The organism is Bradyrhizobium sp., assembly GCF_027451485.1.
Taxonomy (GTDB): Bacteria; Pseudomonadota; Alphaproteobacteria; order Rhizobiales; family Xanthobacteraceae; genus Bradyrhizobium.
Genome location: NZ_DAIDJE010000029.1, coordinates 1 through 8,025, shown reverse-complemented (window position 1 = coordinate 8,025; position 8,025 = coordinate 1). Strand labels below are relative to the sequence as shown.

Genomic DNA, 8,025 nt, shown 5'->3' with positions numbered 1-8,025 from the left:
AAAATGCCGGGTGCGCCGCCAGTGGGTGGTGGCGCGGCGTCCGTCCAGCAGGCCCGCTTCCGCAATGACGTAAGCACCCGAACAGACGCTGGCGATCCGAACGCCGCGCTTGGCTGCCGTACGCACAAACGCCAGATACCGTGCTGATTTGGACGCCGAGATAACCCCCTCGCCGCCTGCGACGATCAGGGTCGAGAGGCCCGATGCCGACCGCAGGCCCCGCGCCAGCATTTCGACGCCGGAGGACGAGCGCACGGCGCCTGGCATTTCGGACAAGACGCGGATGGACGTTGGCTTGCCGGCAAGACGACCCGCAATCTCGAAGACCGAAATCGGGCCGGAGGCGTCCAGCAACTGGAAGTCGGGAAAGATCAGCACGCCGATCATGGAATGCTCCGGCTCGACAGGGCGAGAATGTCCTGAAGCGAGGGAAATTTGGCATTTATGACACGAGCCCACCATGCCAGGGTGACGCCGTCAAGTCGAACCTTGAAGGCTATGCCATGCCGAACCCGCTTCAGATTGGAATCGTCGTTTTTCCGAAAGTGACCCAGCTCGACTTCACCGGCCCCCTGCAGGTGTTTTCGAGCCTGCCCGGCGCGACCGTGCATCTGATCTGGAAGCGCATCGAACCGGTGCCGAGCGACGGCGTGCTGACGGTGATGCCGACCACCACCTTCGCCGATTGTCCGCAGCTCGACGTCATCTGCGTTCCCGGCGGCGCCGGCACCGACGAGATGGTCGTGGACGAGGACGTGCTCGAGTTCCTGCGCACGCAGGCGCGCGGAGCAAAATACGTCACTTCGGTCTGCACGGGATCGCTGGTGCTGGGCGCGGCCGGCCTGCTCCGCGGATACAAGGCCACAACCCACTGGACCGCGATGGATTATCTCGCGCCCTACGGCGCTGAGCCTGTGAAGACGCGTGTCTGCGTCGACCGCAACCGCCTCACGGGCGGAGGCGTCACCGCCGGAATCGATTTTGCGCTGACGCTGGTCTCCCACCTGGCCGATCGCGAGACGGCGGAAATGATCCAGCTTCGGCTGGAGTATAATCCCGCGCCGCCCTTCTCCGCGGGCTCGCCCGACACCGCGCCGCCGGAAGTGATCGACCGCCTGAGACAGATAAATCCATCGGGTCAGGCGCGTCGCCGGGCGAACAACGAGCGGGCGGCTGTGGCGTTGCGAATTCGCGCGTAAAAACTGACGAAAAGACGTTCGAATAGGACGACTACGCTCGTCCGCGCGGGCTTCGAAGGCCGGCACATCCTTAATTTCATTTTAATGTCGTTTCTGCCCGCGTTGAACGAAATGCTCGGGTGCATGCCAAACGTTTCGCGACCATGAAGGCAGGGCCTCAGCAGTAGCCACGCGCTGAGGCCCTTTTCATTGGGCAACGGAAGCGGGCATAACACGGCGCTAGTTCGAATCACCGCGGTCGAGCCGCGGGATCAATGGAGCAGGATAATGAAATCGAAACTCGGGCGTATGCTCGCTACCCTTCTGGTAGTGGGCTCTACTGTTTTCCTTGCCGGCGAGGCTTCCGCGCAAACGCGGACCAAGGTCGGCACCTTGCGCTGTAATCTGGCGCCGACGATCGGTCTTATCGTGATCGAGCGTCAGCGACTGGCCTGCCTGTACACACCCGACGGACCCTGGCCGCCCGAGCGGTATTTCGGACACGTCACCACGGTTGGTGTTGACCTTGGAATTAACCGCGGCGGGCAGATGGCCTGGGCCGTGCTGGCACCGGTTACCGGACGCATCAGAGGCGGGTTGCGCGGCACCTATGTCGGCGTGAGCGCGGATGCCGCGGTCGGTGTCGGTCTGGGCGCCAACGCCCTGGTCGGTGGCTCGGGTCGCTCGTTTGCGCTCCAGCCGGTCTCGGTCGAAGCGAACGCCGGCCTCGACCTCACGGCCGGCGTGTCGAGGCTTCGGCTACACTACGCGCCGTAACAGGCACATCGCTCTTGCGCGACGGGCGACGATCATCGATCTGGTGCCCGGCGCGGCGGAGCGACTACCGCTCCTCGAGAAAAAGGCCGCCCGGTTTCCCGAGCGGCCTTCCTGTCTTACGGTAGCCTCACATTCAAACGGGCGATCTCAGGACGTTGTCATCCGGGGGCCTATCTCCCGGCTGATCCTGATCGGAAGCCGCTGCTTATCGGGTCAGTCGCGATACTGTTGCCCGATCCGTCCGCGGTGGTTTCCCATCTCCGTAAGATGACCCTATAGAGACACCGCCCCGCGGAAGGCGCAACAGCCCCCTTCTCGATGTCCCCGTTTATCCCGTTGTTCACAGGCGTGGCGGTCCGACTCAGCGTTCGCATCCCTTCACGCCGGATTTTGCAGAAGCGGGCGAATGATCCGATCCAACTCCGCGAACGACGCCGCGACATGATCGGCGCCGGCTTCGCGCAGCCTCGCGTCAAAGCCCGCCTTGATGTGGCTCGCCGCTGTCAGCCCGATTGCCGTCGCGCCTGCCGCGCGAGCCGCCATCACACCGCCGGCGCTGTCCTCGATCACGATGCAATCGGCTGGTTCAATGCCGATCCGTTCGGCAGCATGCAGGAAGATGTCGGGATGCGGCTTGCCGCGCGGCACGTTCGAAGCGCTGAACACGCGGCCCGCAAACAGTGCCGTCATGTTCAGCACCTCAAGGCTCAACGCCAGCCGCTCGGGCGAGGATGACGAAGCGATGCAATTCGGCACGTCGCGCCAGGCCGCGAGGAAGCCCTGCGCGCCGGCGACCGGCTTGAGGCGTGCGCGAAACGCGTCAAACGTTCGCTGCTGATAGTGATCGGCAAAATCGTCCGGCAGCTTGCGGCCGGTCACGCGCGCGATCGTCTCGATCACCTCGTTCAGCCGCTTGCCCATATAGGTGCGGTAGGCGTCGTCGATGTTCGTCGGCACGCCGAGCTCGGTGACGATTTCGGCGATCACGGAATTGGACAGCACCTCGCTGTCGGCGAGGACGCCGTCGAAATCGAAAATGATGGCGCGGTGGAAAGAACTCAGCTTCCGGGAGTCCAGGGCTGATAGTCGCCGGTGGCCTTGGGCCGGCGGCCGCTCGCCATCGTCGAGCCGGAGGGCCGGTACGCATTGGGCGTGCCGGTCATGTTCGGGACATGCGGCTTTTCCCATTCGCGCGGCGTGTAGCTTTCTTCCGTCGGAGCGACGTCGACCGAGTGATGCAGCCAGCCGTGCCAGGACGGCGGCACGCGGCTCGCTTCGGCAAGGCCGTTGTACACAACCCAGCGGCGCTCGATGCCGAGCGTCGGATCGATCTTGCGGCCCTTGGTGCGGTAGTAGCGGTTGCCCTGCTCGTCCTCGCCGACCAGTTCACCGAACCGCCAGGTCCACAATTGCGTGCCGAACGTCTGACCGTTCCACCAGGTGAATACCTTGAGCCAAAACTGCTTCATGACGACGGGCCGCTTCGTTGCAAATCTTGAGGCTCTGATGCCAGTTGCGGGCCGCATTGTCCAGATAAGCGAGGGACAAAAGGCCGTGCAGCGGGGCACCGGTTCAGGACTGCGTGGCGAGCGCCACGCCGGCGAGCGTGAACATCAGGGCTGCGACCTGGCCAAGCCCGATCGGCTCATGCAGGGCCAGCGCCGACGCAACGACGCCGATCACCGGCACCGCCATGGTGCCGATCGCCGCGACTGAGGCCGGCAGACGGGCCAGCGCCGCAAACCAGGCGACATAGGCGATGCAGAACTGGACGACGGTGGAATAGCCGAACAACAGCCAGCCATTGCCGGACAGTCCGGCAAAGTGGGACGGCTCCAACAGAAACCCCGCAATCGCGACCGGGAAGCAGCCGATGCCGATCTGCCAGGCGGCGGCCGAGACCGGCGGCAGGTTGAGGGGCAACTTCTTGGCGAGGACCGCGCCGGTAGCAAAGCCGAGGGCGCCGCCCAGCGCCATGAGCATTCCCAGGAGTTTCGTCCAGCTCACCGCAAAACCATGGCCACCGAGGATCGCGCTGAGCCCCGCAAAGGCCATCAAAAGCGCCAGCACGCGCAAGAGGTTCGGCCGCTCGCCGAGGATCGGCCAGGCCAGGAGCGAGGCCCAGACCGGCATGGTGTAGGCCACCAGCGTCGCCTCGCTGGCCGGAAGATAGACGAGCGCAAAGCCCATCAGCACCATCCAGCAGCCAACGTTGAGAATGGCCGCGAGCACCAGCCGCGGCCAGAGCGCGCGCGGAACCCGCAAAGGCTGACCCCAGGCCAGCGCCAGGATCGCCAGCAGGCTCGCGCCGATCACCCCGGTCGTGCCGCGCAGCGTCAGCGGCGGCAGATAGCCGATCAGGTACTTGGTGACAGGCCAGTTGAAGCCCCAGCCGATCGAGGTGATGGCGAGGAAAGCGAGCCCTGCGGGCGTGAAGCGCGTCTTGGCGCCCGGCTGGTCGGTCGAGGTCATGGGAAACGGCTGGGTTGCGAGGCGGAACTTGCGGGAATCGGCGATCACCTTGCCGCCGATCGGCCGCTCAAACCACGCCCGGGATGGCATGCCTGCCGAGATAACCCCGCCAGGTGACGTGAGTCTCCGGGATGCAAGCCGGATCCCACAAAAATACTTCGCCTGTGAACAGCGGGGTGAAGGGCGCGGGCGCGGCCCGATCACAATTTTTTTCGCTTGGGAATCCCTGAGGACTCACTGATACTTGGCCCCATCAGGCGCGGGCTTGGCCCCCTGGTTTTCCCCACTTCCCACCACATTTAGTATTTGATTCAGGAAGTCGCACTACTTCTTGACGGGCGCGTTGGAGTCGTCCTAGCCTTCCTCCTGTTCGGCGCGAGTGTGTTTGGGTCCCGCCGGTCGCTCCCTCAAGGGTTCCAAAATGACCACTCCGCCAGCCGGTCGAGGCAGCGGAGGCGGGCTGTTTTGTCCCTCACCCAAGGGACCCTGCCGGGCGCGCAAATAAGGCCGATCCAACGGCCAAGAGTTTTGAGTGTGGGGCGTTGAGTACATGAACTTTGAAGCGGCGCGGGGGCGCTCCGCTTTTCGAAGACATGGACCGGCTCTTCCGGGGTGTTCGCACCGCGGAGTGGGCCGTCAGAGAAAAGGGCCGGATCCACCGGCTGGAAACGAGCGGACTTCGAGACCACCTTTTCAGAAAGGGGGTCGGAGGGGGACGCTGAAGGCAATAACACCCGGCAGCCGCGGCGGTGGCCGGTCAAGAGAACGGGGCACGACCAATGCGAATCGAACGACGTCACACCACAGCGGGCCAGTCACCCTACGCACAGATCGATTTCAGATTGACGACGTCTGAAATCCGCAATCCCGACGGCTCGGTGGTGTTCCGGCTGGAGAATGTCGAAGTGCCCGAGTTCTGGTCGCAGGTCGCCTCCGACGTGCTGGCGCAGAAGTATTTCCGCAAGGCGGGCGTCGCCGCGCGCCTGAAGAAGGTCGAGGAAGAGACCGTGCCCTCGTTCCTGTGGCGTTCGGTGCCGGACACCGAGGCGCTCGCGTTGCTCCCGGAAAACGAGCGCTATGTCAGCGAGCTCTCGGCGAAACAGGTGTTCGACCGCCTCGCCGGCTGCTGGACCTATTGGGGCTGGAAGGGCGGCTATTTCTCGAGCGAAGAAGACGCCTCCGCCTTCTTTGACGAGCTGCGCTACATGCTCGCCAGGCAGATGGTCGCGCCGAACTCGCCGCAATGGTTCAACACCGGACTTCACTGGGCCTACGGCGTCGACGGCCCCGGCCAGGGCCACTATTACGTCGACTGGAAGACCGGCAAGCTGACCAAGTCGAAGTCCGCTTACGAGCATCCGCAGCCGCACGCCTGCTTCATCCAGGGTATCGAGGACGACCTCGTCAACGATGGCGGCATCATGGACCTGTGGGTGCGCGAGGCGCGCCTATTCAAATACGGCTCCGGCACCGGCTCGAACTTCTCCCGCCTGCGCGGCGAAGGCGAACGCCTGTCCGGCGGCGGCCGCTCGAGCGGCCTGATGAGCTTCCTGAAAATCGGCGACCGCGCCGCCGGCGCCATCAAGTCGGGCGGCACCACCCGCCGCGCCGCCAAGATGGTGGTGGTCGACGTCGATCATCCCGACATCGAGACCTATATCGACTGGAAGGTGAAGGAGGAGCAGAAGGTCGCAGCCCTCGTCACCGGCTCCAAGATCAACCAGAAGCACCTCAAGGCCGTGATGAAGGCCTGCGTGAACTGCGAAGGTTCAGGCGACGACTGCTTCGATCCGGAAAAGAATCCGGCGCTGCGCCGCGAGATCAAGCTCGCGCGCCGCTCGATGGTGCCCGACAACTACATCAAGCGGGTGATCCAGTTCGCCAAGCAGGGCTACAAGGACATCCAGTTCGACACCTACGACACCGACTGGGATAGCGAAGCCTATCTCACGGTCTCCGGCCAGAACTCCAACAACTCGGTCTCGCTGAAGGACGATTTCCTCCGCGCGGTGGAGACCGACGGCAACTGGAACCTGATCGGCCGCACCAACAAGAAGATCACCAAGACGCTGCGCGCACGCGATCTCTGGGAAAAGATCGGCTACGCCGCCTGGGCGTCGGCCGATCCGGGCCTGCACTTCAACACCACGATGAACGACTGGCACACCTGCAAGGCGTCCGGCGAGATCCGCGCCTCCAATCCGTGCTCGGAATACATGTTCCTGGACGACACGGCGTGCAATCTCGCCTCCGCCAACCTGCTGACGTTCTACGACGTCGACAGCAAGACCTTCGACGTCGCCTCCTACGAGCATCTCTGCCGGCTGTGGACGCTGGTGCTCGAAATCTCGGTGATGATGGCGCAGTTTCCCTCCAAGGCGATCGCCGAACTCTCCTACGAGTTCCGCACGCTGGGCTTGGGCTTTGCCAACATCGGCGGCCTCCTGATGACCATGGGGCTGCCCTATGACTCGAAGGAAGGCCGCTCGCTCTGCGGCACGCTGACCGCGATCATGACCGGCGTTGCCTACAAGACCTCGGCCGAGATGGCGGCCGAACTCGGCACCTTCCCCGGCTACAAGAAGAATGCGGCGCACATGCTGCGCGTCATCCGCAACCACCGCCGCGCCGCGCACGGCCATGCCACCGGTTACGAGGCGCTCAGCGTCAACCCGGTGCCGCTCGACCATGCCTCCTGCCCGCAAGCTGACCTGATCGCGCACGCGACCAAGGCCTGGGACGACGCGCTGGCACTCGGCGAGGTCAACGGCTATCGCAATGCGCAGACGACCGTTGTCGCGCCGACCGGCACGATCGGCCTCGTGATGGATTGCGACACCACCGGCATCGAGCCGGACTTCGCGCTGGTCAAGTTCAAGAAGCTCGCCGGCGGCGGCTACTTCAAGATCATCAACCAGGCGGTGCCGGCGGCGCTGCGCGCGCTCGGCTATCGCGAAAGCGAGATCGCCGAGATCGAGGCCTACGCGGTCGGTCACGGCTCGCTCTCCAACGCGCCCGGCATCAACGCCTCGACCCTCAAGGCAAAAGGCTTCACCGACGAAGCCATCGCCAAGGTCGAGAAAGCCTTGCCGACCGCGTTCGACATCAAGTTCGCCTTCAACAAGTGGACCTTCGGCGAGGACTTCATCCGCGACCAGCTCGGCATCGCCCCGGAAGCGATTGCCGCGCCGAATTTCGACCTGCTCGCTAGCCTCGGCTTCACCAAGCGCGAGATCGAGGCCGCCAACGTGCACATCTGCGGCGCGATGACGGTGGAAGGCGCGCCGCACCTCAAGGCCGAGCACTATCCGGTGTTCGACTGCGCCAACCCCTGCGGCAAGATCGGCAAGCGCTATCTGTCGGTCGAGAGCCACATCCGCATGATGGCGGCCTCGCAGCCGTTCATCTCGGGCGCGATCAGCAAAACCATCAACATGCCGAACGACGCCACGGTCGAGGACTGCAAGGCAGCTTACCTGCTCTCCTGGAAGCTGGCGCTGAAGGCCAACGCGCTCTACCGCGACGGCTCGAAGCTGTCGCAGCCGCTCAACTCGCAGCTCATCGCCGACGATGACGAGGAGGACGAGGCGGTCGAGCA

Annotated in this window: 7 protein-coding genes; 3 read left to right on the top strand and 4 right to left on the bottom strand. The window is 64.3% G+C overall.

Going from position 1 to position 8,025, the window contains the following annotated elements; genetic code table 11:
- Positions 1–387, bottom strand: a 387-nt coding sequence (locus tag NEZ08_RS04200) for a DJ-1/PfpI family protein (protein ID WP_298103944.1), incomplete at its 3' end; no start/stop codon positions are given.
- Between the two features lie 116 nt (positions 388–503).
- On the opposite strand from NEZ08_RS04200, the gene NEZ08_RS04195 reads away from it, so the two are divergent.
- Positions 504–1,199, top strand: a complete 696-nt coding sequence (locus tag NEZ08_RS04195; protein WP_298103942.1) for a DJ-1/PfpI family protein — start codon at positions 504–506, stop codon at positions 1,197–1,199.
- Positions 1,200–1,466: 267 nt separating this feature from the next.
- Positions 1,467–1,955, top strand: a complete 489-nt coding sequence (locus NEZ08_RS04190; RefSeq protein WP_298103939.1) for a DUF992 domain-containing protein — start codon at positions 1,467–1,469, stop codon at positions 1,953–1,955.
- A 378-nt stretch (positions 1,956–2,333) separates the two neighbouring features.
- On the opposite strand, the gene NEZ08_RS04185 is transcribed toward NEZ08_RS04190, so the two are convergent.
- The 3 genes from NEZ08_RS04185 to NEZ08_RS04175 form a co-directional block, all read right to left on the bottom strand.
- The gene (locus tag NEZ08_RS04185) at positions 2,334–2,993 is read right to left on the bottom strand and encodes an HAD family phosphatase (RefSeq protein ID WP_298103948.1); all 660 of its coding nucleotides are present in this window, start codon (positions 2,991–2,993) and stop codon (positions 2,334–2,336) included.
- A 20-nt stretch (positions 2,994–3,013) separates the two neighbouring features.
- Positions 3,014–3,424, bottom strand: a complete 411-nt coding sequence (locus NEZ08_RS04180) for an NADH:ubiquinone oxidoreductase subunit NDUFA12 (RefSeq protein WP_298103937.1) — start codon at positions 3,422–3,424, stop codon at positions 3,014–3,016.
- Between the two features lie 103 nt (positions 3,425–3,527).
- Positions 3,528–4,427 carry a DMT family transporter gene (locus NEZ08_RS04175; protein ID WP_298103946.1) on the bottom strand — a complete coding sequence of 300 codons (900 nt, stop codon included), beginning with the start codon at positions 4,425–4,427 and terminating at the stop codon, positions 3,528–3,530.
- Between the two features lie 779 nt (positions 4,428–5,206).
- On the opposite strand from NEZ08_RS04175, the gene NEZ08_RS04170 reads away from it, so the two are divergent.
- Positions 5,207–8,025: vitamin B12-dependent ribonucleotide reductase (locus NEZ08_RS04170; RefSeq protein ID WP_298103935.1), on the top strand; the 2,819-nt coding region annotated here is incomplete at its 3' end.

Excerpts from the sequence above, each read along its gene's own strand:
- NEZ08_RS04195 (WP_298103942.1), top strand. The coding sequence starts at position 504 with ATGCCGAACCCGCTTCAGATTGGAATCGTCGTTTTTCCGAAAGTGACC.
- NEZ08_RS04190 (WP_298103939.1), top strand. The coding sequence starts at position 1,467 with ATGAAATCGAAACTCGGGCGTATGCTCGCTACCCTTCTGGTAGTGGGC.
- NEZ08_RS04180 (WP_298103937.1), bottom strand. The coding sequence starts at position 3,424 with ATGAAGCAGTTTTGGCTCAAGGTATTCACCTGGTGGAACGGTCAGACG.
- NEZ08_RS04175 (WP_298103946.1), bottom strand. The coding sequence starts at position 4,427 with ATGACCTCGACCGACCAGCCGGGCGCCAAGACGCGCTTCACGCCCGCA.